The following is a 21,848-nucleotide window of genomic DNA, read 5'->3' on the forward strand; positions in this document are numbered from 1 at the left end:
CTAAGGCCCCGCAATGCCCCGATTTGCCCTCCGCATCGAGTATGACGGCGGCCCGTTCTCGGGTTGGCAGCGTCAGTCGCACGCCCCTTCGGTGCAGGGCGCGGTAGAGGCCGCGCTCGCACGGCTGGAGCCCGCCCCCGTCACCATCGCCGCGGCAGGGCGCACGGATGCCGGCGTCCACGCGACGGGACAGGTTGCCCATGCGGACCTGACGAAGGATTGGGATCCCTTCCGCCTGATGGGCGCGCTCAATCATCACCTGAAGCCCCACCCCGTCGCCGTCACGGCCTGCTCCGAGGTGTCCGAAGAGTGGCACGCGCGCTTTTCGGCGACGGAGCGGCGCTATCTCTTCCGGATGCTGAACCGCCGCGCGCCGGCGGCTCTGGAGGCGGGCAAGGTCTGGCTGGTTCCGCAGCCGATGAACGTGGAGGCCATGCAGGACGGCGCCCGTCACCTTCTCGGGCGGCACGACTTCACGACCTTCCGCGCCTCCGAATGCCAGGCGGACAGTCCGGTGCGCACGCTGGACGAGCTGCGGATCGAACGGGCCGGAACCCCGGAAGCGCCGGAGGTCCACTTCCACGTCCGCGCCCGGTCGTTCCTCCATTCGCAGGTCCGCAGCTTTGTCGGGACGCTCGAGCGGGTGGGCGCCGGCGCGTGGCCGCCGGAGCGTGTGGGCGAGGTGCTGGCGGCACGGGACCGGGCCCGATGCGGCCCGGTCTGCCCGCCGCACGGGCTTTACCTCGCCGGGGTCTCCTACCCCGAAGACCCGTTCGGCTGAGGCCCGCTCAGACGGACATCGTGGCCTTCACCGCATCCTTCCAGTGCCGGTACCGCTCCTCGCGATCCCCCTCGCTCATCTTCGGCTCGAAGCGAGTCTGCAGCTTCCAGCTCTTCGTGAAGCCGTCGAAGGAGGGATAGAGGCCCGCCTGCGACCCCGCGACCCATGCCGCGCCAAGGGCCGTCGTCTCCAGCACCTCGGGCCGGTCCACGGAGGCGCCGATGATATCGGACAGGAACTGCATCGCCCAGTCGGACGCGGACATGCCGCCGTCGACGCGCAAAGTGTCCCCCGCCTGCTCCTCACCGCCATGGTCGGCCGTGATGTCCGCCGTCATCGCCTCGAGGAGATCCCGCGTCTGGAACCCGACGCTCTCCAGCGCCGCCTTGGCGAACTCCTCCGGCCCGGAATTGCGCGTCAGACCGAAGACCGCGCCTCGGCACTCGGCATCCCAGTAGGGCGCGCCGAGGCCGGTGAAGGCGGGGACGAGGATCAGGTTCTGCCCCGGGTCCGCCTTCTCCGCCAAGGGCTGGCTCTCGGAGGAGGAGGAAATGATCTTCAGCCCGTCCCGCAGCCACTGGACGACCGCACCGGCGATGAAGATGGAGCCTTCGAGCGCGAAGGTGGGCTTGCCATCGAACTGGTAGGCGACGGTGGTCAGGAGCCGGTTCTGGGACTGCACCGGCTTGTCGCCGGTGTTGAGAAGCGCGAAGCACCCGGTGCCGTAGGTCGATTTCAGCATGCCGGGCTCGAAACACGCCTGCCCGAGAGTCGCCGCTTGCTGATCGCCGGCGACGCCCAGGATCGGGATCTCGCCTCCGAACAGCTCTTCGGACGTCACGCCGAACTCCCCGCCCGTGTCCAGCACCTCCGGCAACATCTTCAGCGGGATGCCGAAGATATCCGAGATGGTCTCGGACCAGCGGCGCTTGTGAATGTCGTAGAGCAGCGTCCGGCTGGCATTGGTGGCGTCCGTGACGTGGGACCTGCCGCCCGTCAGATGCCAGATCAGGAAGCTGTCCACCGTGCCGAAGAGCAGCTTGCCCTCGGCCGCCTTCTCTCGCGCGCCGTCGACCTCGTCGAGAATGAACTTGAGCTTGGTCGCGCTGAAATACGGGTCGAGCAGGAGGCCGGTGCGCTTGGTGAACATCTCCTCCCGTCCCTCCTCCCGGAGCTGGCGGCAGAAGTCGGCGGTGCGGCGGTCCTGCCAGACGATGGCCGGATGGATGGCCTTTCCGGTCTCGGCGTCCCAGACGACGGTGGTTTCGCGCTGGTTGGTGATGCCGATGGCGGCGACGTCCCCGGCGCGGATCTCGGCCTTCTCCAGCACGGCGCGGCACGTCCGCAGGGTCGTGTCCCACAGATCGCCGGCATCGTGCTCCACCCAGCCGGAGGCGGGATAGTGCTGCGCGAACTCCTCCTGAGCGGAATGGGCCATGTGCATGTCCCGGTCGAACAGGATTGCGCGGGTGGACGTCGTGCCCTGATCGATGGCCAGAATGTAGCTCATGCCCCCTCCCTTCGGGTCTTGTGAGACTGTGTTGGGCGGGGGGCGGTCCCCGCCATTGTCACTCCGCCGCCTCGAGCCGATCGGCGTTGTCCGCCATGAAGGCGTCCAACCGTCCGGCCTCCTCCTGCGACAGGCGCAGTCCGAGCTTGCCGCGGCGCCAGAGGACGTCATCGGCGGTGAGGGCGAACTCGTACTTCATGAGCCAGCGCACCTCCGTCTCGGTCAGCGTGTGACCGAAATCCTGACCGAGATCGCCGACCTCCGAGGCCTCACCGAGGATCTTCCAGACATCCATGCCGTAGGCGCGAACGAGGCGCCTCGCCCAGCGTTCGCCCAGGAAGTCGTACCGGGCGACGAGGTCCGCGATCAGCTTGTCGACACCATCGACCGGGAAGTCACCGCCCGGCAGCGGGACGCCCGCAGTCCATGGCGCGCCCATGTCGTGGACTTCGCCGAGGCGTTCGAGCGCGGATTCGGCGAGCCGGCGATAGGTCGTGATCTTGCCGCCGAAGATGTTGATGTAGGGCGCGCCGCTCTCGGAATGCAGCTTGATGACATAGTCCCGCGTCGCCGCCGTCGCGCTCTTCGCACCGTCGTCGTAGAGAGGCCGCACGCCGGAATAGGTCCAGACGATGTCTTCCTGCCGCACCGGCTCCCGGAAGTACTGCGACACGAACGCGAGGAGATAGTCGCGCTCCTCGTCCGATATCTCGGGCTTCTGGTCGGGATCCTCGTGCACCGCGTCGGTGGTACCGATGAGCGTGAAGTCTTCCTCGTAGGGAATGGCGAAGATGATCCGCCCGTCCGTGCCCTGGAAGAAGTAGCACTTGTCATGCTCGAAGAGCTTGCGGGTGACGATGTGGCTGCCTTTGACGAGCCGGACGCCCTCGCGGGTATTGTCGTGAATGCGCTGGTTGATCACCTGCTCCACCCAGGGTCCGCCGGCATTGACCAGCGCGCGGGCGCGGAAGGTCTGCTTGCCCTCCGGGCCGTCCGTCGTGATCTCCCAGACGCCGTCGCCCCGCTTTGCCTCGATGACCTTGGTGCGCGTCATGATCTTCGCGCCACGCTCTGCCGCATCGCGGGCGTTGAGGGCCACGAGCCGCGAATCCTGCACCCAGCAGTCGGAATATTCGTAGGCCTTGTCGAACCGCTCCTTGAGCGGCAGGCCGGCGATATCGCTCCTGAGATTGACGGTGGAGGTGCCCTTCAGGATCTTCCGGCCGCCGAGATTGTCGTACATCGCAAGGCCCATGCGGATCAGCCAGGATGGCCGGCGCCCCTTCATCCACGGCATGACGACGCCCATGAGCTTCGAGGTCGGCGTGTCGCTCTCGAACCGCATGTCCGCGGTGTAGGGCAGGACGAACCGCAGCGGCCAGGAGATGTGCGGCATGGCGCGCAGCAGCGTCTCCCGCTCGATCAACGCCTCCCGGACGAGGCGGAACTCGAAATACTCGAGGTACCGCAGCCCGCCGTGGAAGAGCTTCGTGGACGCGCTGGAGGTCGCCGAGGCGAGGTCGTTCATCTCGGCGAGGCGAACGGTCAGCCCGCGCCCGGCCGCGTCGCGGGCGATTCCGCATCCGTTGATCCCTCCGCCGATGACGAAAAGATCGGAGATGTCGGTACTGTCCATGTCGGGTCTCCCTCCCGTTTGCGTGCGATCCCTGGCGGGCCCGGGTGCACAGAGGCTAAATCAGCTGAGGGCGGGGTCAAACCCCTTAAGGCCCATGGCTCAGGCCCCGGCTCGCCCGGCACTGCGCCGGACACCGAGCATGATGGCGTCCTCGACCCCGGGCCCGCCCGGCTCTCCCGAAAGCACGCTGACGTCACCGGTCGTCTCGAGGACCACCGCGCGCACCTCCTCCAGCGAACCGATCCCGGCTTTGCGGAGCTTCGCCATCAGGTCTCTCCGGGTGAGACGGGCGGCCTTGAGGTTCGCCTCGAAGATCTCGCCGTCCTCCATCAGAAGGAGCGGCGAGTTGTCGAAGACCCGCTGGGTGTCCGGCGCATAGCGGCGGAATGAGGAGATCACGCGCTGCACGACGAAGACCGAAGCGATACCGATCAGGGCGGTGACGAGGCTGGAGCGGGTGTCCACGATCGTCGTCGCCAGGAGCGAGCCCGTAGCGACGGTCAGTGCGAAGTCGAAGCTCGACATCTTGGAGAAGGACCGGAGCCCGTTCATCCTGACGATGACGATCAGGACCGGCACGGCGACCAGCGCACGCAGGAAGGGCTCTATATAGGTCATGACGGGCGAACGGACCCGAGTGGCCATTCGTTCCGCGCGAAGGGAAACTCAGCGGTCGCCGCGTTCGGAGATTCCGAGCAGATTGCCAAGGCCGCGCCAGACCTCGCGGGCGCCGCCATCCCAATCTGACCGCCGGGACTTGAAGAGCGTCGCCTGGCTGCGGTGCATCACCCCGTCCGACAGGATGCGCAGGTGGTTCGCCCGCAACGTCTCACCGGTGGAGGTAATGTCCGCGATCGCCTCCGCCGTGCCGTTCCGCACGGTGCCCTCGGTCGCGCCCTGGCTGTCCACCAGCCTGTAATCGGCCACGCCGGCCTCGCGCAGGAACTCCCGGACCAGCCGGTGATACTTCGTCGCGATCCGCAGACGGAAACCGTGCTCGGCGCGGAATGCGGCGGCGGCGGCATCGAGGTCGTCGAGCGTGTCCACATCCGCCCAGAAGGCCGGAACGGCGAGAACCAGATCGGCGTGACCGAAGCCCATCCGGGTCAGCTCCTGAACCGAATCCTGCCAGGAGGCGAGGCGCTCGCGCACCATGTCCGAACCGGTGACGCCGAGATGGATGCGGCCCGCCTCCAGCTCCCGCGGGATCTCGCCGGCAGAGAGCAGCACCAGCTCCACGCCCTCGGCCCCCTCGACGCGGCCCGCATATTCGCGCTCGTTCTCCGTGCGGCGGATGTCGAGCCCGCGCGCCCCGAACCAGTCGAAGGTCTTCTCCATGAGCCGCCCCTTGGACGGCACGCCGAGCTTGAGCGTCATGGTGCACCTTCCGTGAGCGCAAGGGCGAGGCCCGGCCGGATCACCCCGCCCACGGCCTCGATCGAGCGCCCCCCGCCGAGCCGCGAGCACAGCGCATCGTAGCGCCCGCCGGTGGCGACAGGAGGCAGGTCCGGGCGGCCGGGGGCATAGAAGCCGAAGACGAAGCCGTCGTAATACTCCATCGAGGTGCGGCCGTAGCTGCCCTCGAATTCGATGGCGGAGAGATCGACGCCGCGCTTCACCAGCGCGTCCAGCCGATCGGCGAGCCGCGCCGCCGCAGGCTCCATCGCCGGCATGTCCACCGCGATATCCTCGAGCCGGGCAAGGGCGTTCTCGGGGTCCGCACGCACCGCAAGGAGATCGTCGATCACCTCGACCTCCGCCGCGGAGAGCCGGTCTTCAGCGGCATCCTCGGCCAGAGCCTTGATGCGCGCGACGACCTCCGAAGCGGACCTCAGGCCGATCTCCGGCCCGGCCTTCGCCACCAGCTCCTCGGCGCTCCGACGTCCCAGCCCTTCCAGAAGAGCCTTGCGCGCCGGCGGCACCGCCGAGCGTCCGGCATACCGGTCGAGCAGCGCCTTGAAGCGGCGCGGGCGCCAGAGATGCCGCATCAGCGCGGCCCGTCGCCGGGGAGAGGCACCGAGCCCCTCGACCGCCGCCGTCAGAAGTCCGATATCGCCCATGGCGGCCCTGAGGCCGAGCGGCGCCAGCAATTCCGAGAAGAGGGCGAAGACCTCCGCGTCCGCCGCCGCCGGATCCGCGCGGGAAAAGAACTCGAGCCCCACCTGCATCGTTTCCGCCGCACGCCCGGCTCTCGCGACTTCCTGACGCCGGAAGACCTCGCCCGCGTAGCAGTAGCGCGCCGGCTCGGCGCCTTCGCGCATGTGCGCCTCGACCACGGGGACGGTGAAGTCCGGCCGGAGCATCATCTCGCCCTGAAGGGGATCGTCCGTGGTGAAGGCGCGGGCGCGGATATCTTCGCCATAGAGGTCGAGGAGCGTGCCCGCCGGTTGCAGGATCTCCGCCTCGACCGGGACCGCCCCTGTCTCTTCGAACGCCGCCAGAAGTCGCGCGGCCTCGGCCCGGATCGCCGCCTTGTCAGTCATCGTGGGCCGCCAGCATCCGGCCAAGCTCGGCCACGAGGTCAGCGCGGGGCACTTCGCGTTGGGCCGGCTGCCCCTTCCATTCCTCGAGCGTCGCACTCGCCGCGATCTTCGCGCCGAGCTTCAGGTCCTTGAGCTGAACGACGCCGCGCCCGGCCTCCTCCTCGCCCTCGATCACGGCGACCGGCGAGCCGCGCTTGTCAGCGTATTTGAGCTGGTTGCCGAAATTCTTCGGATTGCCGAGATAGACCTCCGCCCGGATCCCGGCGGCGCGGAGCTCGGACGCCATCGCCTGGTAGGCCGGCAGCCGGTCCCGGTCCATCACGGTGACGACGACGGGACCGTCCGCCTCGCCCTTCGTCTTGCCGGTGGCATGCAGGGCGGCGAGGAGCCGGTCGACGCCGATGGAAATGCCGGTCGCGGGGACGGCCTGCCCGGTGAAGCGCTTCACCAGATCATCGTAGCGCCCGCCGCCGGCGACGGAGCCGAACTGGCGCGGCTTGCCATCGTCGCCCGTGATCTCGAAGGTCAGCTCCGCCTCGAAGACGGGGCCGGTGTAATAGCCGAGGCCGCGAACGACGGAGGGGTCGATGGTTGCGCGATCCGGGCCGAAGCCCTGCGCCGCCAGAAGCTCGGCGATATGCTCCAGCTCATCGACGCCGGCCCGCCCCTCAGCGCTTTCGCCAACGAGATCCCGGAGCCGCGCCAGCACGGCGGCGGGGGCGCGCCCGGCATCGCTCCGGTCCAGCCCCGCCTCGACGAAGCCCATGACCACGGCGGCCTGCTCATCGGTCAGCCCTGCGCCCTTCGTGAAGTCGCCGCTCTCGTCCTTGCGGCCACCGCCGAGAAGGAGGCGGACGCCCTCGGGTCCCAGCCGGTCGAGCTTGTCGATGGCGCGCAGGACGATGCCCCGCTCCCGCGCGAACGCCTCGGGGTCGGCCGGATCTAGGATGCCGGCGACCTCCATCACACCGTTCAGGACCTTGCGGTTGTTGATGCGGACGGCGTAGTCCCCCCGCTCGATCCCGGCCGCTTCCAGCGCTTCGCAGAGCATTCCGCAGATCTCCGCGTCGGCGGCGACAGAGGGCGCGCCCACCGTGTCCGCATCGCATTGGTAGAACTGGCGGAACCGCCCCGGCCCGGGCTTCTCGTTGCGCCAGACCGGGCCCATCGCGTAGCGGCGGTAGGGGGAGGGCAGATCGTTGCGGTACTGCGCGGCGACCCGGGCCAGTGGCGCGGTCAGGTCGTAGCGCAGCGCCAGCCAGTCGCCGTTCTCCTCCCATGCGAAGACGCCTTCGTTCGGGCGATCCACGTCGGGCAGGAACTTGCCAAGCGCCTCGACCGTCTCCACCGCGCTCGTCTCCAGCGGGTCGAAGCCGTAAAGCCGGTAGACCTCCGCGATCCTGCCGAGCATTTCGGTCCGCTCGGTGACCTCCGCGCCCATGTAGTCGCGGAAGCCGCGCGGGGTCACGGCCTTGGGCCGAGGGGCCTTCTTGGTCTTTGCCATGTCGCGTCTCGTCCCCGCCTTGCCCTGCATCGCAGTCGCGCCCGCATCTAGCCGAAGGCCGGTGCGCTCGCAACCGCGGCCGCTGGCCGCTGGCGGTACCGCCCCCGCCGATGGACGCGTGCGCTGAGGCCGGCGCCCTGCAATCCCCTTCCCCCTCCGCCGGCAAGCGGGTACCAGACTTCCCATGAACGAGACCCGCATCGAGGAAGAACTGGCGCATCTGCGGCGCGTGACGGACGATCTGTCCGAGATCGTCGCACGTCAGGAGACGCAGATTTCGCGGCTGGAGGCACGGGTGGCCTATCTCACCCGGCGCGCGGCGGATGACGAGGCCGCCCAGTCTGGCGGCGCCGTCTTCACCGACGAAACCCCGCCGCATTACTGATGGCGGAGCCGCTCCTTCTCGTGGTCATGGGGGTCAGCGCCTCCGGCAAGTCCACACTCGCCCGGCGTCTCGCGGAGCGCCTCGGCCTGCCGTTCATCGAAGGCGACACCTGTCATCCGCCCGAGAACATCGCATGGATGGAAGCGGGCCACCCGCTCGACGACGAGATGCGCAAGCCGTTTCTCAAGGCCGTCGGCGAAGCCCTGCGGACGGGCCGGAAGGACGGCACGGGCGCCTGTGTCGCCGCGTCGGTCCTCAAGCGCGCCTACCGGGACCAGGTGCGGCAGGCCGCCGGCTCCCACGTCACCTTCGTTCACCTCGCGCCGGACGCGGACACGTTGCGGGAGCGGATCAGCGGCCGGACCGGGCACTTCATGCCACCCTCGCTTCTGGACAGCCAGCTTGCGACGCTCGAGCCGCTCGAGCCGGACGAGGGCGGCCTGACCCTCTCGGATCTGGCCCCCGCGGAGGCTCACGTCGAAACGACGCTGGACTGGCTTCGCGCCTCAGGGAGCGAGATCCCGCAGGACTGAGCGCAGACGCGTCTGCGCCTTGCGGTCCGCCTCCATACGCCCGGCGCGTTCGGCGCGCGGCGTGATCGGAGTGCCGGCGGGCATCCCCATGGAAGCCGCCGCCGCACCGGGGCCGGGATACAACCCCGCGGCCGAGGCTCCGAGCATGGCGGTTCCGAGCAGGACCGCATCGGGGGCGCCGGAGGGCCGGACCTCGCGGCCCGTCGCATCGGCGTAGAGCTGCATCAGAAGCGGGCTTCGCCGCACGCCTCCCGCGGCATGGAGCACCCGCACGGGCTGCCCCGCGGCATCCATCTCGCCGAGGACATCGCCCATGCCGAGTGCGAGCGCGGTCGCGGCGCGCCAGTAGATCCGGGCGGCGTCGTCCGCACCGCGCCCGAGGCCGAGACCGATGATCCCCGCCCGCCCCTCGGCCCCGGGACGAGGCATCCGCCGCCCGCGGGCGCCTGTCAGGACATGGATATCGGACCCAAGGTCCGGCCCTTCGGCGATCAGGAGCGTCTCGATCCGGGCAAGCGTGGCCTCGTGGGCGGCAATGTCGGCGGAGCCCGCCCCGAAGGTCTGAAGCACCCAGTCGAGAAGGGCGCCGGCCGCGCTTTGCCCGCCCTCGATGGACCAGAGACCGGGCAGAACCGCGCCCTCCACCGGACCCCATAGCCCGGCGCTCCTCGGCCGCTCGGCACTCACGCCCATGACACAGGCGGAGGTGCCGGCGATCAGCGCCGCATGACCGCCGCGGCCGCCCTCCGGGGCCCGCCCCAGGAGGCCGAGCGTGCCTGCATAGGCGTCCACCATCCCCACCGCGACCGGGCAGCCGATCGGCAGGCCGAGTTCCGTCGCCGCAAGGGCGGTCAGCGTTCCGGCCCGCGTTCCGGGCGGTGCCACGTGACGCGGAAGACCGCCGGCCCGGCCCAGATCCTCGAGCCCGATCCGGGCGAAGAGCGCCTCCGGCCAGCCGCCATCGCCGGGGCAGTATCCCCATTTCGCCGCTGCCGCGCAGAGGGAGCGGATCTCTGACCCCGTCGCGCGCCATGTGAGAAAATCGACGAGGTCACGGGCAGAGCCCAGCCTGTCCCAGAGAAGCGGGCGGTGGCGCTTGAGCCAGAGGAGCTTCGGAAGCTGCATCTCGGGATGCATGGAGCCGCCGGCGAAAGCGAGGGCGGGATCGGCGGTCGCCGCGATCTCCTCGGCCTCCGCCGTGCCGCGGTGATCCATCCAGGCGATGGTGTCCGCACCATCCGCGCCGATCTCGAGGGGGGCGCCACCTTTTTGGCGCAGGACCAGGGAACAGGTCGCGTCAAAGGCGAGCCCGGCGACGGGACGGGTCTCTCCGCCGGCGCGGGCTTCGGCAAGGGCGCCACGGGCCGCTGCGGCGACGGCGCGCCAGACCCCCTCCGAGGACATCTCCGCGATCCCGCCAAGCGTTCCGGTCATCTCGAATGGCGCGACGTGGCGGACGATCATGTACCCCGAGCGATCGAACAGGCCCGCCCGGGCGCTCGCGGTTCCGACATCCACCGCGCAGATCAGAGACTCCATGCATGTTCCTCGAGCGAGGGCGACCTAGCCGAGCGCGGCGAGCGCGTCGGCCAGACCACGCATATCGTCCACGACCGCATCAGGCGAGAGCGAGACGACTTTCTCGTGCAATCTCGCGGGCGCCGCGTGGCTTCCACCGGTGAAGGCGAGGGTGCGCATCCCGGCGGCCCGTGCGGCCCGAAGCCCGGCCACGCTGTCCTCGATGACGACGCAATCCGCCGGATCGGTCCCCATCCGGGCCGCTGCATGGAGAAAGAGATCGGGCGCCGGTTTGCCGCGCGGCACCATGGTCGCGCTGAAGATCCGGCCCTCGAACAGGGGCAGCAGGCCGGTCAGGGACAGCGAGAGGCGAATCCGTTCCGGCTGGGAGGAGGAGGCGACGCAAACGGGCGCGCCGATCTCTGCGATCGCCTCCGCCACGTGGGGGATCGCGCCAAGATCCGTCTCGAAGCGCGCGAAGAGGCGCTGGCGGATCTGCGACAGGTGGGCTTCGGTCAGCTCGCAATCGTGCTCGGCACGCAGGATCTCCACCACGCTCGCCATGGAGCGGCCGAGGAACCGCTCGTAGACGTCCGCCGCCTCGATCTGTCCGCCGGCTTCGCGCACCACGCCCAGGAGCACCTCGGCGGACAGAAGCTCGCTGTCCACCAGGACCCCGTCGCAGTCGAAGATGACGAGACGCGGCAGCATGGCCCGGCCCCTCCTGTCTCGCCCGTCGGGCGTCGTGAACCTAGAGCCGGTCCTCCAGATATGCTGCGAGCGTCGCGCGCACGCCGTCCGCATACAGCGCCTCGAGGCATTTGGCGAACGCATCGGCAAAGGTCGGGTCGCGGCCGACGGCGCCGTAAACGTCCTGCATCCCGAGCCAGGCGGAGGGATCGCTGCGCGCAGCCTCCGCCCGCTCCACCAGTCGGTCCCAGGCCGGATCGTTGGGCTCGATCGTCTCGCCCGCCTCGGTCGTGCCAGCGCAGTAGCGGCACCAGAGCGCGCTTTCGAGGGCAAGGCCGGTGATCCCCTGCCCCGCGTTCAGGCGGTCCGCGATGGTCGGCACGATGAATTTCGGCTGCCGGTTGGAGCCGTCGAGGCACAGGCGTCGCACGGTGTCCCCGATCTTGGGATTGGCGAAGCGCGCCTCGATGGTGGCGGCATAGGTCTCGAGGTCCGTCTCCGGTACGGGGGGCACGGCGGGGATGATCTCGTCCGACGTGATCTTGGCCAGGAAGGCGCGGATCTGCTCGTCTTCCATCGCCTCGTGGACGAAATGGATGCCGAGAAGCCCGGCGGGATAGGCGATGACCGCGTGGCCACCGTTGAGGATGCGGAGCTTCATGGTCTCGAACGGGGCCACGTCCGGCACGAACTGAACGCCCACCGTCTCGAGCGCGGGGCGGCCTTGCGGGAAATCGTCCTCCAGAACCCACTGGATGAAATCCTCGCAGAAGACGGGCCAGTTATCGGCCACACCGAACGTCTCCCGGACGATCGCGCGCTCGCGATCGCCGGTCGCGGGGGTGATCCGGTCCACCATCCCGCTCGGGAACGCGACACTCTCCTCGATCCAGTCCGCGAGCTGCGGGTCCGACAGGCGTGCGAGGCCGGCGACGGCGTTGCGCGTGATGGCACCGTTATGGGGAATGTTGTCGCAGGACATGATGGTGAAGGGCGCCTGCCCGCTCTCGCGGCGTGCCTTGAGGCCAGCGACGAGAAGGCCGAAGACGGTTTTCGGCGCGTCCGGGGTCTGGCCGTCGGCGGCAATGGCGGGGTGCGTGGGATCGAAGCGGCCTGTCTCGGCGTCGATGAAATAGCCGCCTTCGGTGATCGTGAGGGAGGCGATCCGGATTGCCGGATCCGTCAGCTTCGCCACGATCGCCCCGGCGTCACCGGGATCGAGGTAATCGACCATCACGCCCGTGACGCGGGCCTCGCTCGTCTCGGCGGACTGCTCGACGACGGTGGTCAGGAAATCCTGCGCGGCCAGCGTCTCTCGCGCCACCGCGTCACCCGGCATGACCCCGGCGCCGACGATGGCCCAGTCCTGCCCCTCCCCCGCCCTGAAGAGCCGGTCGAGATAGACGGCCTGATGCGCGCGGTGAAAGTTGCCGACGCCGAAATGCAGGATTCCGGGCGAGAGGTCTTCGCGATCGTAGCTGGGGCGGGCGACACCTTCGGGAAGGGTGCCTAGATCGGCGAGGGACAGGGTCACGGCCATGGCGTGCACTCCTAGAATAGCAATGTGGGGCCGCCTTCGGCCAGCGGGGACCGGCGCGGCAGCGTCATGGGGTCTTCACCCGCTTGCGCCCTGCCCGGGGGGACGGCCCCCCCGCGGCGCGGGCCGGGCTCACCGGATCGAAAGGCCGCTTTCGTCGAAGCGGTGGATGCGGGCGGGATCGGGGGTGAGGTAGACGGTGTCCCCGTGCCGCGCGTCGAAATCGCCGATGGTGCGGACGGTCATCTCGCCGAACTCCGTCTCCACCCGCAGGAACGTGTCCGACCCCAGGTGTTCGCCGAGGCCGACGCGGCCGGTCCACTCACCGCTCTCCTTCGACGTCCGGAGATGTTCGGGACGGATGCCGATGGTGTGGGCGCCGTGCTTCGCGGCTTCGGGGCCGGTGATGAAGTTCATCTTGGGCGAGCCGATGAAGCCCGCGACGAAGAGGTTGCGCGGATGGTTGTAGAGATCGAGCGGCGAGCCGACCTGCTCGATCACGCCGGCCTGCAGCACCACGATCTTGTCGGCCATCGTCATCGCCTCGACCTGATCGTGGGTGACGTAGATCATGGTCGTCGACAGCTGCTGATGCAGTTCGGAGATTTCGGCGCGCATGTTGACCCTGAGCGCCGCATCGAGGTTCGACAAGGGCTCGTCGAAGAGGAACGCGGCCGGCTCCCGCACGATGGCGCGGCCGATGGCGACGCGCTGGCGCTGCCCGCCCGAGAGCTGGCCGGGACGCTTGTCGATATAGGGAGAGAGGTTGAGCACCTGCGCGGCGTTCTCAACCTTCCGGTTGATCTCCTCCTGCGGCAGCTTCGCCATCTTGAGCGGGAAGGCGATGTTCTTGCGCACGCTCATGTGCGGGTAGAGCGCGTAGGACTGGAACACCATGGCAAGGCCGCGCTTGGCCGGCGGCAGGTCCGTCGCGGGCTTGCCGTCGATGCGGATCTCCCCCGAGGTGACGTCCTCCAGCCCGGCGATCAGGCGCAGGAGCGTGGACTTGCCGCAGCCCGAGGGGCCGACGAAGACGACGAACTCGCCGTCCTCGATGGTGAGGTCCAGAGGCGGAATGACCTGTGCCTCGCCGAAGGACTTTGTGATCTGGTCGAGCGTGATGCGGCCCATTCAGGGAGCCCTCCTTATTTCACGGCGCCGAAGGTGAGACCGCGCACGAGCTGCTTCTGGCTGAACCAGCCGAGGATCAGGATCGGCGCGATGGCCATCGTCGATGCGGCGCTGAGCTTGGCGTAGAACAGCCCCTCGGGGCTTGAATAGCTGGCGATGAACGCGGTCAGCGGCGCGGCCTTGGCCGCGGTGAGGTTCAGCGTCCAGAATGCCTCGTTCCATGCGAGGATGACGTTCAGGAGCATGGTGGACGCGATGCCGGGGATCGCCATCGGCGTCAGCACGTGGATGATCTCGTTGCGCAGTTGCGCCCCGTCCATCCGGGCGGCCTCGAGAATCTCGCCGGGGATCTCCTTGAAGTAGGTGTAGAGCATCCAGACGATGATCGGCAGGTTGATGAGCATCATCACGATGATGAGGCCGGTCCGCGTGTCGAGCAGGTTCATGTCCCGGAAGATCAGGTAGATCGGGATCAGGACGCCCACCGGCGGCAGCATCTTCGTGGACAGCATCCACATCAGGATCCCGCGGGTCCGCGGGCTCGGCACGAAGGCCATGGCCCAGGCCGCCGGCACCGCGATGATCAGGCCGATGACCGTGGAGCCGACCGAGATCAGCACGGAGTTCCAGAAGTAGCGAAAGTAGTTCGACCGCTCCTGCACCACGACGTAGTTCTCGAGCGTCCAATTGAAGAACAGAAGGCTCGGCGGATCGGCGATCGCCTCCGCCTCGGTCTTGAAGGAGGTCAGGACCGTCCAGAGGACCGGGAAGAAAAGCGTGAGACCGACGAGCCACGCAAAAACGGTGACGGTGAGCTTGCGGGAGGTGCTGCTAGCGCGTGCCATGTGGGATGCCCCTCCTCAGGCGTCGAGGTTCTTGCCGATCGCGCGCATCAGGAAGATCGCGACGATGTTGGCGAGGATGATGGCGACGACGCCGCCCGCGGCCCCCGTGCCGACGTCGAAGCGCAGGAGCGATTCGGCGTAGACGAGGTAGGTGAGGTTCGTGGAGGCGTTCCCTGGCCCGCCATTCGTCGTCACGAGGATCTCGGCGAAGATGGACAGAAGGAAGATCGTCTCGATCAGCACCACGACGGTGCCCGCCCGCGCAAGGTGCGGCACGGTGATGTAGAAGAAGCGGGAGATCGCGCCCGCGCCGTCCATCTCGGAGGCTTCCATCTGCTCGCTGTCGAGCGACTGGAGCGAGGTCAGCAGGATCAGCGTCGCGAAGGGCAGCCACGTCCAGCTCACCATCAGCGTGATGGACAGAAGCGGGATCTCCGCCAGCCAGTCGATGGGCTGCATCCCGATCGCCTCCGCCATGAAGGCGAAGAGTCCGTTCACGGGGTTCATGAACATGTTCTTGAAAACGAGCGCCGAGACCGTCGGCATGACGAAGAAGGGCGCGATGGCGAGCACGCGCACGATGCCCTGCCCGAAGAAATCCTGGTTAAGCAGGAGCGCGAGGAGCGTCCCGCCGACGAGGGTTATGAAAAGCACCCCGCCGACCAGCAGCAGCGTATTGATGAGCGCGGTCGAAAAGGCGGGATCGGTCAGGAAGTAGCGGTAGTTCTCGAAGCCGGTCCACTCCTCCATGCCGGGCATGAGGAGGTTGTAGCGCAGGAACGAGAAATAGAGCGTCATCGCCAGCGGCACGATCATCCACAGAAGAAGGAAGATGACGGCCGGCGAGATCATCGCGCGGGCGGCGGTTCTGGAATGGGCTGTCGCCATGGCGGGCCTCGCGGGGGCGTGACGAAGGATCAGGGATGCGCGGAGGCGGACGTCTCAGGGTCCGCGCCTCGGGCGGATGGGCGGGGGGCGGATCCGGAAGAGGACCGCCCCCGCGCCGTGTCTTGCGGGGTCCCCGCGCCCCCTTTTCAGGAGAGGACGCGGGGCGCGCTCGGGCTCAGTCCTGGTAGCCCGCCCGCTCCATTTCGCGGTTGGTGGAGGTCTGCGCGTTCTGCAGAGCCTGCTCGGCCGTCACCTGGCCCGCAAGCGCGGCGGAGAACTGCTGACCGACCGCCGTGCCGATGCCTTGGAATTCCGGGATCGCGACGAACTGTGCGCCGGTATACGGGATCTCCTGAACCGAGGGCGCGCTGGTATCGACGGCGGACATCGAGTTCAGCGTCATCTCGGCGAAGGGCGCGGCCTCCTGGTACTCGGGGTTCTCGTAGAGAGACGTCCGGGTGCCCGGAGGTGCGGCGCGCCAGCCCTCTTCCTCGGCGACGAGCTGGGTGTAGCCCTGCGACGTGGCCCAGGCGACGAACTCCTTGGCGGCCTCGGGCGCATCAGAGGAGGCCGGAACCGCCAGCGACCATGCCCAGAGCCAGTTGCCCCGGTTGTCCATGCCGTCCTTGTTCGGGAACTGCGCGAAGCCGACGCTGTCCGCCACAGTGCTGTCATCGGGATCGGTGACGAAGCCTGCGGCGACGGTGGCGTCGATCCACATGCCGCACTTGCCCTGCTGGAACAGCGAGAGGTTCTCGTTGAAGCCGTTGGAGGACGCGCCCGGCGGGCCGTACTCGTTCATCATCATCAGGTAATCGTTGACGGCGGAGGTCCATTCCTCGCTGTCGAACTGGGCCTGCCAATCGGTATCGAACCAGCGCGCGCCGTAGCTGTTGGCCATGGCGGTGATGAAGGCCATGTTCTCGCCCCAGCCGGGCTTGCCGCGCAGGCAGATGCCGTAGATCCCGGCGTCCTGATCGGTCATCGCCTCGGCGGCGGTCATGATGTCGTCCCAGGTCGGCTGATCGGGGATCTCGACGCCGGCCTCTTCGGCCAGGTCGGTGCGGTACATCACCATTGCCGATTCGCCGTAGAACGGTGCGGCGTAGAGCGTGTCGTCCACCGACAGTGCGGTGCGCACGGAGGGCAGCAGGTCGTCCACGTCGTAGTCTTCAGGCAGGTCGTCGAGAGCCAGGAGCCAGTCCTGGTTTGCCCAGATCGGAACCTCGTAGGTGCCGATGGTCATGACGTCGAACTGCCCGCCATTCGTGGCAATGTCCTGCGTGACGCGCTGGCGCAGGACGTTCTCCTCGAGCGTCACCCATTCGAGTTCGATGTCGGGATGATCTGCGGTGAAATCCTCGGTCAGACCCTGCATGCGGATCATGTCGCCGTTGTTCACCGTGGCGATGGTGAGCGTTGTCTGCGCAGCGGCTGCGGACGACAGGGCGCCGACGGCGCAGGCTCCGAGAAGGGTACAGGTCAAGCGTGTCATAGGGCTCCTCCCTCATATGGGCTTGGCGATTCTGGTGGCAGATCGACTTCTCCCGGTCGAACATTTGCCACCCCTCTGGGCATTTACTCGCACTCTACGCAAAGACGGTCAATACCCCAGCGCAATTCTGCATTGCAGAAAACGCATGGCGTGACGTGGCAGCGGATGTGCGGCCCTTGTTTGCCGGCTTGGGCGCGTGAATCACCGGGGCCCCGGCGCGGATCATCGCCGCCCGGGGGGAGGAGGTCGGGGACCGTCCGGGCCGCTCAGCCGAGCAAGGCCGTCGCGGTCGCCTCGTCCGTGATGAGGCCGGTGATCAGCCCGCCGCGAATCGCACCGGCGATGGCCGGGAGCTTGGCGGTGCCGGTGGCCGCGGCGATCACGCTGCGGCCGTTCGCAAGCTCCGAAAGCGGCATGGAGGTCACCCTCCGTGCGGCGCGGGCGCCGATCTCGGCGCCTTGCGAATCATAGGTCCGGCCGAGGATCTCCCCCACCGCACCGGCCGCCCTGAGCGCGTCCAGATCCTGCCGGGAGAGAAAACCGTCCAGCACCAGCGGCGCGACTTCCGATACGCCCCCGATGCCGACAAAGGCGACCTCGGCCGCCCCCGCCAGATCCATGGTCCTGCGGATCGCCTTCTGACCGACGATCATCTCCCGCTCTTCGGGAGAGGAGGCGATGACCGGCATCGGCAAGGGGTAAGTCGGCGCGTCCACCCGGTCCGACAGCGAGAAGAGCACGTTGTAATAGGCCGTCGAGCCATCGATGGAGATGTTGCCGGTCAGCGAGACGATCTTGTGCTGTGCGCAGGCAAGACGCGGCATCTGCTCCACGGCCGCGCGCAGGGTCCGCCCGGTGCCGAAGCCCGCGACGAGCGGCTCCTCCCGCTCCAGCCATTCCTCGATGCAGGCCGACGTGGCGCTGGCGACGGCGGCCAGCGGACCGCCCTCCCCCGGCAGGGTCGGCACGACCTCCGCCATCGTAAGCCCGAGCTCGGACTTCAGCCGCTCGGCCAGGGAGAGGCAGGCGGCGATCGGATGGTCGATCCGGACCTTCACCATGCCCGCCGCCATCGCCTGACTGACGAGACGCTGGGCCGATTGCCGGGAGACGCCGAGAACGCTCGCGATCTCGTCCTGCGTCTTGCCGGAGATATAGTAGAGCCAGGCTGCACGGGCCGCATCGTCCAGTCGCCGCGCGCTCCTGCCCGTTCTCTCGTCCTTCGCCATCAGCCTGCCTTGTCCTCGCGGGAGGAGCGCAGGATTGCACGACCCGGCCCCTCAGCGCCAGTCGAAGGGCGGAACGGGGCGAAGGAGCCGCGCTCCTCACCAGCCTCCGCTTGCCCTGATCGCCGTCGAGGAGGCCGGGGACAGCGGCATGTTGACGAAGCACCAGGCGGGCGCCTCCGCCCGTGCGAGCGCAAGGGACTGCGCGGCGGGTATCCGCGCGGAGGGGTAGGCCCGCGCCGCGGGGGAGGTCAGCGCGGAGAGGCGCGATCCGGGGCGGGCAAGGATGCCCATGGGCACGCTTTCCATGATCCCTCTCCAGTCGTCCCAGCGATGAAACTGCGCAAGGTTGTCCGCCCCCATCAGCCAGACGAAGCGCTGCCGGGGGTAGAGCCGCCCCAGGGCCGCGAGCGTCGCGGCGGTGAAGCGCGTTCCGGTCCGCGCCTCGATATCCGTCACGTCGACGCGCGGGTGCCGGACGAGATTGCGCGCTGCACGGAGACGCCGCTCCATCGGGGCGGGACCGTTTTCCTTCAACGGGTTGCCGGGGCTCACCATCCACCAGATGCGCGCGAGGCCGAACGCCGCCAGGGCCGCCTCCGTCAGGGCCACGTGGCCTGCGTGGGGCGGATCGAAGGAGCCGCCCAGAAGGCCGATGGCTCCGCGCGGCGCGCCCGGAGGGAGGTCGTATCGCATCATGTCTTCCCGTCTGTGCGCGCAGGTCCTTGCCCCCTGCCGTGCCTCTGCCCGTTGAACAAGGGGCCATGGCGCCGTAACTAGGGCGCCAAACCAGTCAGCGAGCGAGCACATGGCAACCTACCAGTACGTCTACCACATGGACGGCGTCTCCAAGACCTATCCGGGCGGCAAGAAGTGCTTCGAGAACATCCGCCTCAACTTCCTGCCGGGCGTGAAGATCGGTGTGGTCGGCGCCAACGGCTCGGGCAAGTCCACCCTGATGCGCATCATGGCGGGGCAGGACAAGGACTTCTCCGGTGAGGCCTGGGTCGCCGAGGGCGCGCGCGTCGGCTACCTGCCGCAGGAGCCGCAGCTCGACGAAAGCCTGACCGTGCGCGAGAACGTCATGCTCGGCGTGAAGGAAAAGCAGGACATCCTCGAGCGCTACAACGAGCTGGCGATGAACTACTCGGACGAGACCGCCGAGGAGATGTCCGCCCTTCAGGACACCATCGACAGCCAGAACCTGTGGGATCTCGACAGCCGGATCGACATCGCGATGGAAGCGCTCCGCTGTCCGCCGGACGATGCGATGCCGGCGAACCTCTCGGGCGGCGAGCTGCGCCGCGTCGCGCTCTGCCAGCTCCTGCTCGAAGCGCCCGAAATGCTGCTTCTCGACGAGCCGACCAACCACCTCGACGCCGAGACCATCGCCTGGCTCCAGCAGCACCTGATCGACTACAAGGGCACGATCCTGATCGTCACCCACGACCGGTATTTCCTCGACGAGATCACCGGCTGGATCCTCGAGATCGATCGCGGCCGCGGCATTCCCTACGAGGGCAACTACTCCGCGTGGCTCGACCAGAAGGCCAAGCGGCTGGCGCAGGAGGCCCGCGAGGACAAGGCCCGGCAGAAGTCCCTCGACCGTGAGCTCGAGTGGATCCGGGCGGGCGCGAAGGCGCGGCAGGCCAAGTCCAAGGCCCGGATCAACGCATACGAGCAGATGGCGGGCCAGTCCGAGCGGGAGCGCGTCGGCAAGGCGCAGATCATCATCCCGAACGGCGAGCGTCTCGGCTCCAAGGTCATCGAGGTGGACAACCTCAAGAAGTCCTACGGCGACCGCGTCCTGATCAACGATCTCTCCTTCTCGCTGCCGCCGGGCGGCATCGTCGGCGTGATCGGTCCCAACGGTGCCGGCAAATCCACCCTCTTCCGCATGCTCACCGGCCAGGAGGAGCCTGATTCGGGCGAGCTGTCCTACGGACCGACGGTGGACCTCTCCTATGTCGACCAGTCCCGCGACGCGCTCGATCCCGAGAAGACGGTCTGGGAGGAAGTCTCCGGCGGCGCCGAGATCATCGAACTCGGCGAGGCCCAGATGAACTCCCGCGCCTATTGCGGCGCCTTCAATTTCCGCGGGCCGGACCAGCAGAAGCCCGTCGGCCTCCTGTCGGGCGGTGAGCGCAACCGCGTGCACATGGCCAAGCTGCTGCGCGCCGGCGGCAACGTGCTGCTCCTCGACGAACCGACCAACGACCTCGACGTGGAGACGCTGCGGGCGCTGGAGAATGCGCTTGAGGACTTCGCGGGCTGCGCCGTGATCATCTCCCACGACCGCTTCTTCCTCGACCGCCTCTGCACGCACATGCTCGCCTTCGAAGGCGACGGGCACGTCGAGTGGTTCGAGGGCAACTTCGCGGCCTACGAGGAGGACAAGGTCCGCCGTCTCGGCGACGAGGCCTTCCAGCCGAGCCGCTCGAAGCACAAGAAGTTCACCCGCTGAGCCGAAGGCGCCCGGAGAGACACGGGCCCGCAGAAGATCGAAAAGGGCGCCCGCCAGTCGGGCGCCCTTTTTCCTTTGCGCGCCGTCCAATGACGCGGCCAGCTCCGGAGCCGGGACCGGAGAAATGGCGGCCGAATACACCTGCGACCTGCTCCCTGTCATGCCCCCACCCGCGGGACAGCGGGCGGGCCCCTCGCAACACCGGTCTTCGCAGCGCGATCGTCCGCTCTCTCGCTTCCGACCCCGGTCTCCGCCCTTCTTGACCGATGCGCCCCGGAGCGGTCAGGGTGGCATCGTTCATTCCAGGACGGACCTTATTTCGATGCATCCTTTCAGGACGAAGGCGCGCCTCGACGGGCGGTGCAGGGTTTGCGGGCAGCCCGTCCCGCCCGAACGCGCAGGGCTCGGGATCTGCGGCAACCCCGTCTGCCAGACCCGCGCGACGATCGAGGCGGCCTCCGCCGAGGTAAAGCGCAAGGCCGAGGAGAGGGATGCGGCCGAGGCAAAGGGGCTGGCGCGCGTGTCCCACGTCCTCGAAGCGACCGCTGCGCAGGCCGGCGAGCCGGATCTGGACAGGATCGCGACGGGCGTCGTTCCCCATATCACCCTGACCGAGGTGCCGCAGGAGGAGGAGCAGCTGGAGCGGTTCGAGACCAATCTCGACCGCGCCATCGCGGAGGCGCTCGGGGAGGAAGAGGCGCCGGAATGGCTTCAGACCGAAGCGGAGGGCGATCCCGACTTCGTCCAGCGCGCGGAGCATCAGCAGGGCGATCCGCTCTCTCTCGACGCCGCCTGCATCGCGTGTCGCGGCGAGTGCTGCATGCAGGGCAACGGCCGGGACGCCTTCATCAACATGCGCACGATCCAGTGGTACCTCCGCCAGAACCCCGAGGCTAAGAGGGAGGAGATTCGGCAGGACTACCTCTCCCGCCTGCCCGAGGCGCATATCGAACGCTCCTGCGTCTACCACACGAATACCGGCTGCGCCCTGCCCCGCGAGATGCGGGCCGATGTCTGCAATCGCTGGGAATGCCGGTGGCGGGACGCCCTCAGGGGCGAGATCCGCCGCAAGGGCGCCGCCCGCTCCGCCGTGGTCGGCCTGCCCCGCGACCACGACGACCATCCCGAGGAGGGTGGCCCCCGCATCCGTGCCGTCGCCATCGACGAGCATTCCCGCGTCGCCATCAACGACGGCTTCCGAGCCGGTCCCCTCAAATAGCCA

General features: G+C 68.4%; 20 protein-coding genes. 5 read left to right on the plus strand and 15 right to left on the minus strand.

Annotation, left to right across the window (positions count from 1 at the left end):
• The first annotated feature begins 13 nt into the window (after window positions 1–13).
• The gene (gene truA, locus DQG15_RS12335; protein WP_116085693.1) at window positions 14–781 is read left to right on the plus strand and encodes a tRNA pseudouridine(38-40) synthase TruA; all 768 of its coding nucleotides are present in this window, start codon (window positions 14–16) and stop codon (window positions 779–781) included.
• A gap of 7 nt (window positions 782–788) precedes the next feature.
• Here the strand turns inward: truA and glpK are convergent, their stop codons facing one another.
• From glpK to hisS, 6 genes are all read right to left on the minus strand, one after another.
• On the minus strand, window positions 789–2,291 hold the full coding sequence (glpK, locus tag DQG15_RS12340; protein WP_116085695.1) for a glycerol kinase GlpK: 1,503 nt from the start codon (window positions 2,289–2,291) through the stop codon (window positions 789–791).
• 58 nt (window positions 2,292–2,349) lie between these two features.
• The gene (glpD, locus tag DQG15_RS12345; RefSeq protein WP_116085696.1) at window positions 2,350–3,927 is read right to left on the minus strand and encodes a glycerol-3-phosphate dehydrogenase; all 1,578 of its coding nucleotides are present in this window, start codon (window positions 3,925–3,927) and stop codon (window positions 2,350–2,352) included.
• 99 nt (window positions 3,928–4,026) lie between these two features.
• Complete coding sequence (locus DQG15_RS12350; RefSeq protein ID WP_157968982.1) at window positions 4,027–4,545, minus strand: DUF421 domain-containing protein; 519 nt, start codon at window positions 4,543–4,545, stop codon at window positions 4,027–4,029.
• 48 nt (window positions 4,546–4,593) lie between these two features.
• Window positions 4,594–5,304: an ATP phosphoribosyltransferase gene (gene hisG / locus DQG15_RS12355; RefSeq protein WP_116085699.1), complete on the minus strand. Its 711-nt coding sequence runs from the start codon at window positions 5,302–5,304 to the stop codon at window positions 4,594–4,596.
• Window positions 5,301–6,410, minus strand: coding sequence for an ATP phosphoribosyltransferase regulatory subunit (locus DQG15_RS12360; RefSeq protein WP_116085701.1), 1,110 nt, complete (start codon window positions 6,408–6,410; stop codon window positions 5,301–5,303). The genes hisG and DQG15_RS12360 overlap by 4 nt, the downstream gene beginning before the upstream one ends.
• Window positions 6,403–7,914 carry a histidine--tRNA ligase gene (hisS, locus tag DQG15_RS12365; RefSeq protein ID WP_116085702.1) on the minus strand — a complete coding sequence of 504 codons (1,512 nt, stop codon included), beginning with the start codon at window positions 7,912–7,914 and terminating at the stop codon, window positions 6,403–6,405. Before hisS ends, DQG15_RS12360 begins: the two co-directional genes overlap by 8 nt.
• A 184-nt stretch (window positions 7,915–8,098) precedes the next feature.
• Here hisS and DQG15_RS12370 point away from each other — a divergent pair, with 184 nt between their 5' ends.
• Both DQG15_RS12370 and DQG15_RS12375 read left to right on the plus strand, forming a co-directional pair.
• On the plus strand, window positions 8,099–8,299 hold the full coding sequence (locus DQG15_RS12370; protein WP_116085704.1) for a SlyX family protein: 201 nt from the start codon (window positions 8,099–8,101) through the stop codon (window positions 8,297–8,299).
• Window positions 8,299–8,832, plus strand: a complete 534-nt coding sequence (locus DQG15_RS12375; RefSeq protein ID WP_116085706.1) for a gluconokinase — start codon at window positions 8,299–8,301, stop codon at window positions 8,830–8,832. Before DQG15_RS12370 ends, DQG15_RS12375 begins: the two co-directional genes overlap by 1 nt.
• Here DQG15_RS12375 and DQG15_RS12380 read toward each other — a convergent pair.
• From DQG15_RS12380 to DQG15_RS12420, 9 genes are all read right to left on the minus strand, one after another.
• Window positions 8,806–10,371 carry an FGGY-family carbohydrate kinase gene (locus DQG15_RS12380; RefSeq protein WP_116085707.1) on the minus strand — a complete coding sequence of 522 codons (1,566 nt, stop codon included), beginning with the start codon at window positions 10,369–10,371 and terminating at the stop codon, window positions 8,806–8,808. The genes DQG15_RS12375 and DQG15_RS12380 overlap by 27 nt on opposite strands.
• A 24-nt stretch (window positions 10,372–10,395) precedes the next feature.
• A complete protein-coding gene (locus DQG15_RS12385) occupies window positions 10,396–11,061 on the minus strand; it encodes an HAD family hydrolase (RefSeq protein ID WP_116085709.1) in 666 nt (221 codons plus the stop codon).
• Window positions 11,062–11,101: 40 nt separating this feature from the next.
• Window positions 11,102–12,580 (minus strand): mannitol dehydrogenase family protein, encoded by a 1,479-nt coding sequence (locus tag DQG15_RS12390; RefSeq protein ID WP_116085710.1) that lies wholly within the window; start codon window positions 12,578–12,580, stop codon window positions 11,102–11,104.
• A gap of 129 nt (window positions 12,581–12,709) precedes the next feature.
• Window positions 12,710–13,708 (minus strand): ABC transporter ATP-binding protein, encoded by a 999-nt coding sequence (locus DQG15_RS12395; RefSeq protein ID WP_116085712.1) that lies wholly within the window; start codon window positions 13,706–13,708, stop codon window positions 12,710–12,712.
• A gap of 14 nt (window positions 13,709–13,722) precedes the next feature.
• Window positions 13,723–14,553 carry a carbohydrate ABC transporter permease gene (locus DQG15_RS12400; RefSeq protein ID WP_116085714.1) on the minus strand — a complete coding sequence of 277 codons (831 nt, stop codon included), beginning with the start codon at window positions 14,551–14,553 and terminating at the stop codon, window positions 13,723–13,725.
• A 15-nt stretch (window positions 14,554–14,568) separates the two neighbouring features.
• Entirely contained in the window at window positions 14,569–15,441 is an 873-nt protein-coding gene (locus DQG15_RS12405; RefSeq protein ID WP_116085715.1) for a carbohydrate ABC transporter permease, read from the minus strand.
• A 175-nt stretch (window positions 15,442–15,616) separates the two neighbouring features.
• Entirely contained in the window at window positions 15,617–16,936 is a 1,320-nt protein-coding gene (locus DQG15_RS12410; RefSeq protein WP_116085717.1) for a sugar ABC transporter substrate-binding protein, read from the minus strand.
• A gap of 266 nt (window positions 16,937–17,202) precedes the next feature.
• Window positions 17,203–18,165, minus strand: coding sequence for a sugar-binding transcriptional regulator (locus tag DQG15_RS12415; RefSeq protein ID WP_116085718.1), 963 nt, complete (start codon window positions 18,163–18,165; stop codon window positions 17,203–17,205).
• Window positions 18,166–18,261: 96 nt separating this feature from the next.
• A complete protein-coding gene (locus DQG15_RS12420) occupies window positions 18,262–18,858 on the minus strand; it encodes a nicotinate-nucleotide adenylyltransferase (RefSeq protein ID WP_370454189.1) in 597 nt (198 codons plus the stop codon).
• A gap of 112 nt (window positions 18,859–18,970) precedes the next feature.
• Here DQG15_RS12420 and ettA point away from each other — a divergent pair, with 112 nt between their 5' ends.
• Together ettA and DQG15_RS12430 are read left to right on the plus strand one after the other, a co-directional pair.
• On the plus strand, window positions 18,971–20,626 hold the full coding sequence (gene ettA, locus DQG15_RS12425; protein ID WP_116085721.1) for an energy-dependent translational throttle protein EttA: 1,656 nt from the start codon (window positions 18,971–18,973) through the stop codon (window positions 20,624–20,626).
• Window positions 20,627–20,948: 322 nt separating this feature from the next.
• Window positions 20,949–21,845, plus strand: coding sequence for a hypothetical protein (locus DQG15_RS12430; protein WP_116085723.1), 897 nt, complete (start codon window positions 20,949–20,951; stop codon window positions 21,843–21,845).
• Window positions 21,846–21,848: the final 3 nt, after the last annotated feature.

Origin of the sequence: Tropicimonas sp. IMCC34011 (assembly GCF_003390865.1) — a bacterium.
Taxonomy (GTDB): Bacteria; Pseudomonadota; Alphaproteobacteria; order Rhodobacterales; family Rhodobacteraceae; genus Tropicimonas_B.

What these genes read in the sequence shown, in the direction of transcription:
- truA (WP_116085693.1), top strand. Translation starts at nt 14, where the DNA reads ATGCCCCGATTTGCCCTCCGCATCGAGTATGACGGCGGCCCGTTCTCG.
- DQG15_RS12415 (WP_116085718.1), bottom strand. Translation starts at nt 18,165, where the DNA reads ATGGCGAAGGACGAGAGAACGGGCAGGAGCGCGCGGCGACTGGACGAT.
- DQG15_RS12395 (WP_116085712.1), bottom strand. Translation starts at nt 13,708, where the DNA reads ATGGGCCGCATCACGCTCGACCAGATCACAAAGTCCTTCGGCGAGGCA.
- DQG15_RS12420 (WP_370454189.1), bottom strand. Translation starts at nt 18,858, where the DNA reads ATGCGATACGACCTCCCTCCGGGCGCGCCGCGCGGAGCCATCGGCCTT.
- DQG15_RS12375 (WP_116085706.1), top strand. Translation starts at nt 8,299, where the DNA reads ATGGCGGAGCCGCTCCTTCTCGTGGTCATGGGGGTCAGCGCCTCCGGC.
- glpK (WP_116085695.1), bottom strand. Translation starts at nt 2,291, where the DNA reads ATGAGCTACATTCTGGCCATCGATCAGGGCACGACGTCCACCCGCGCA.
- glpD (WP_116085696.1), bottom strand. Translation starts at nt 3,927, where the DNA reads ATGGACAGTACCGACATCTCCGATCTTTTCGTCATCGGCGGAGGGATC.
- ettA (WP_116085721.1), top strand. Translation starts at nt 18,971, where the DNA reads ATGGCAACCTACCAGTACGTCTACCACATGGACGGCGTCTCCAAGACC.
- hisG (WP_116085699.1), bottom strand. Translation starts at nt 5,304, where the DNA reads ATGACGCTCAAGCTCGGCGTGCCGTCCAAGGGGCGGCTCATGGAGAAG.
- DQG15_RS12430 (WP_116085723.1), top strand. Translation starts at nt 20,949, where the DNA reads ATGCATCCTTTCAGGACGAAGGCGCGCCTCGACGGGCGGTGCAGGGTT.
- DQG15_RS12390 (WP_116085710.1), bottom strand. Translation starts at nt 12,580, where the DNA reads ATGGCCGTGACCCTGTCCCTCGCCGATCTAGGCACCCTTCCCGAAGGT.
- DQG15_RS12405 (WP_116085715.1), bottom strand. Translation starts at nt 15,441, where the DNA reads ATGGCGACAGCCCATTCCAGAACCGCCGCCCGCGCGATGATCTCGCCG.
- hisS (WP_116085702.1), bottom strand. Translation starts at nt 7,914, where the DNA reads ATGGCAAAGACCAAGAAGGCCCCTCGGCCCAAGGCCGTGACCCCGCGC.
- DQG15_RS12410 (WP_116085717.1), bottom strand. Translation starts at nt 16,936, where the DNA reads ATGACACGCTTGACCTGTACCCTTCTCGGAGCCTGCGCCGTCGGCGCC.
- DQG15_RS12385 (WP_116085709.1), bottom strand. Translation starts at nt 11,061, where the DNA reads ATGCTGCCGCGTCTCGTCATCTTCGACTGCGACGGGGTCCTGGTGGAC.
- DQG15_RS12400 (WP_116085714.1), bottom strand. Translation starts at nt 14,553, where the DNA reads ATGGCACGCGCTAGCAGCACCTCCCGCAAGCTCACCGTCACCGTTTTT.
- DQG15_RS12380 (WP_116085707.1), bottom strand. Translation starts at nt 10,371, where the DNA reads ATGGAGTCTCTGATCTGCGCGGTGGATGTCGGAACCGCGAGCGCCCGG.
- DQG15_RS12360 (WP_116085701.1), bottom strand. Translation starts at nt 6,410, where the DNA reads ATGACTGACAAGGCGGCGATCCGGGCCGAGGCCGCGCGACTTCTGGCG.
- DQG15_RS12370 (WP_116085704.1), top strand. Translation starts at nt 8,099, where the DNA reads ATGAACGAGACCCGCATCGAGGAAGAACTGGCGCATCTGCGGCGCGTG.
- DQG15_RS12350 (WP_157968982.1), bottom strand. Translation starts at nt 4,545, where the DNA reads ATGACCTATATAGAGCCCTTCCTGCGTGCGCTGGTCGCCGTGCCGGTC.